Consider the following 2,620-nt stretch of genomic DNA (forward strand, 5'->3'; position numbering starts at 1 on the left):
GCCGCCGCTGTAACTCAATGTCCACTCATCTACCTGACCCCCTGCAGCGGTCAGGTCGATGGACGGACATTGAGTTTCAGCTCGACCGACCTCAGCCCCGGATGGCCGCCGCGACCGCCTTCGGGACGTCGGGGTGGAACACGCTCGGGATGATGAAGCTGGGGTTCAGCTCGTCGTCGCGGACGACGTGGGCGATGGCGGCTGCGGCGCGGAGCAGCATGTCGATGGTGATCTCGGTGGCGCGGGCGTCCAGCAGGCCGCGGAAGACCCCGGGGAACGCGAGCACGTTGTTGATCTGGTTGGGGTAGTCCGACCGGCCCGAGGCCACGACGGCGGCGTACTTGCCGGCCTCGGCGGGGTCGACCTCGGGGTCGGGGTTGGCCAGGGCGAAGACGACCGCACGCTCGGCCATGTCGGGGATCCACTCGGGGTCGAGGATGCCCGGAGCGCTGACCCCGATGAACACGTCGGCGCCGCCGTCGGCGGCGAGCGCGTCGTGGAGGTCGCCGGTGACCCCACGGGGGTTGGTGACCCCGGCGAGCTGCTCCTGGGCCCCGGAGAGCCCCTCGAGGCCGGGCACCAGGCAGCCGACGCGGTCGACCACGACGACGTCCGGCACCCCGGCCGCGAGCAGCAGCGTGACGATGGCCGTGCCCGCGGCGCCGGCGCCGGAGACGACCACGCGGACCGAGGTGAGCGACTTCTCCACCACGCGCAGGGCGTTGGTCAGCGCGGCGAGCACCACGATGGCGGTGCCGTGCTGGTCGTCGTGGAAGACCGGGATGTCGAGGCTGGCGCGCAGCCGGCGCTCGATCTCGAAGCAGCGCGGGGCCGCGATGTCCTCGAGGTTGATGCCGCCGAAGCCGGGCGCGATCATCTCGACTGCCTTGACGATCTCGTCGGTGTCCTGGCTCGCCAGGCAGATCGGCCAGGCGTCGATGTCGGCGAACCGCTTGAACAGCGCGGCCTTGCCCTCCATCACCGGCAGCGCGGCCCCGGGCCCGATGTTGCCCAGTCCGAGCACGGCCGAGCCGTCGGTGACCACGGCGACGGAGTTGCCCTTGATGGTGAGGCGGCGCACGTCGTCGGGGTTCTCGGCGATCGCCATGCTGACCCGGCCGACGCCGGGGGTGTAGGCCATCGAGAGGTCGTCGCGGTTCCTGAGCGGCACCTTCGAGGCCACCTCGATCTTGCCGCCGATGTGCAGCAGGAAGGTGCGGTCGGAGACCTTGTAGACCTCCACGCCCTCGACGGCGTCGACCGCCGCCTCGAGCTCCTTGGCGTGGTCGGCGTCCCCGGCCGAGCAGGTCACGTCGAGCACGAGCCGGGTGTGGCTCGACTCCGCGACATCGATGGCGGTCACGATGCCGCCCGCCTCCGCGATCGCGGTGGCCACCGCGCCGGTCACCCGGTGGTCGGGCGCGGTGTGGAGGCGCATGGTGATCGAGTACGACGAGGTGGTGGCAGTTCGGGACACCCGGTCACCTTCGACCCGCGGCTCGGTTACGAGCAAGTAGCCGCCACCTAGTGGTCGTAACGGTCGCGGGTCACGACGTCGCTCAGGAGTCGCCGCTGCTCTTGCGGACGACGACCTGGTCGGCGTCCCGGAACTGCACGAGCTCGTCGAGGGCGAGGTCGCACAGTCGCAGCGTGGTCGCCGCGACCGTGACCGCGAAGGGGTGATCGGCGTAGGCGACGGTGACCTCGAAGCGTCCGTCGGGGCCGGGCTTGGTGCCGGCGAACACCAGGCGGTCGCCGTCGGCGGCGGGCTGCGGCTGGTTCGCGAAGATGCGCCGCAGGTAGGCGAGCCCGGCCTCGGTCGAGGTGCGGACGCTGTAGGTGATGCTCACCTGGCTGCCGTCGAGCGGCGCGGTGCAGGCCCACTCGAGCGGGCGCTCGAGCTTGCGCTGGTCGCGCACGCGCTCCTGGCAGCTGCCCGTGCCGGGTCGAAACGACGGGAAGACCCACCGCAGGCCGCGGACGCCGGTCGGCGCGGCGCACGTCGCGGCCTCCTGGCCGTCCCAGCAGGTCTGCACCACGGGCGGCAAAGTCTTCTCGGGCAGGTCGGCCCACAGCTTGTCGGCGCCGACCGAGGCCGCGTAGAGCAGCCCGGCGAGCAAGGGGAGGAGCACGATCACGGCCCGCAAGCGCACCAGCAGCCGGAGCACGAGCGGGCGCTCGTTGCTCTCGGTGCTCGTGGGGGCGGCGTCGTCCATGCGCACATTGTGGACGAGGAACCGCCGCAACGATCGCATCGTCCCACCTCGCATGGATGCGCGCCGCACGACCTCCCTCCTCTTCGCCGCCTGCGTGACCACCAGCCTGTTCCTGGTGGGCTGCAGCGAGGACGCGCCCGGGCCCACCCCTGAGCCGCGGCCAGGCACGCAGGTGGAGTCGCGTGGGGTCGACACCCGGTCGTTCTACGACGGCTACGAGGAGGCCATGGACGGCGACCTGGCCTACAGCGCGAACGGCTCGGGCGCGATGCCGACGTCGCCCCAGGGCAGCGCAGCGTTGGAGGACCGCGGCGGCGGCCCGCCGACGCTTCCCGACCCCGACGACGACAACACCTTCGTGGACGCCGGCGTGAGCGGGTTCGTCATCGCTGCCGAGGACGCCG

3 protein-coding genes are annotated in these 2,620 nt (G+C 71.8%); 1 reads left to right on the forward strand and 2 read right to left on the reverse strand.

The window, feature by feature from the left end; translation table 11 throughout:
• Positions 1-91: 91 nt before the first annotated feature.
• Positions 92-1,438: an NAD-dependent malic enzyme gene (locus RMN98_RS01190; protein WP_309646976.1), complete on the reverse strand. Its 1,347-nt coding sequence runs from the start codon at positions 1,436-1,438 to the stop codon at positions 92-94.
• Between the two features lie 121 nt (positions 1,439-1,559).
• Complete coding sequence (locus tag RMN98_RS01195; RefSeq protein ID WP_309646974.1) at positions 1,560-2,216, reverse strand: hypothetical protein; 657 nt, start codon at positions 2,214-2,216, stop codon at positions 1,560-1,562.
• A 52-nt stretch (positions 2,217-2,268) separates the two neighbouring features.
• Between RMN98_RS01195 and RMN98_RS01200 the strand changes: the two genes are divergently transcribed.
• Positions 2,269-2,620 (forward strand): hypothetical protein (locus RMN98_RS01200; RefSeq protein WP_309646975.1); only part of this gene is annotated, 352 nt, incomplete at its 3' end.

The sequence above is a fragment of the Nocardioides sp. genome (assembly GCF_031397825.1).
GTDB lineage: Bacteria > Actinomycetota > Actinomycetes > Propionibacteriales > Nocardioidaceae > Nocardioides.